Source organism: Blautia sp. DFI.6.71, assembly GCF_020593585.1.
Classification (GTDB): domain Bacteria; phylum Bacillota; class Clostridia; order Lachnospirales; family Lachnospiraceae; genus Blautia_A; species Blautia_A wexlerae.
Genome location: NZ_JAJDMJ010000187.1, coordinates 1 through 293 on the forward strand (window position 1 = coordinate 1; position 293 = coordinate 293).

1 pseudogene is annotated in these 293 nt (G+C 34.5%); it reads left to right on the forward strand.

The window, feature by feature from the left end:
* Positions 1–103 (forward strand): annotated as a pseudogene (locus tag LJE12_RS20925) (ATP-binding protein); the annotation flags it as partial.
* Positions 104–293 lie beyond the last annotated feature (190 nt).

Consider the following 293-nt stretch of genomic DNA (forward strand, 5'->3'; position numbering starts at 1 on the left):
CATCCGTATCAATAACCGGAATATCCGTCAGGACAATGCAACAGCTAATTTAAAAAAAACGAAAAAAATTCTGTTAGATAATCACACTTCAAACCAGAGTTGAAACAAAGCAGCATCGTACAATAACTATTTTTCACTGACAGTAGTACTACTTTCTTTTCTTATTTATCACCAGAGACATGCCACTGTCAGTTATCTAAAACTATAGTACTAAACCACAAGATTTTAAAACTAAATCGCCCGGATACGGGCATAAAAAGGAGGTGCCAGATATGGCAAATAAAAGAATTATG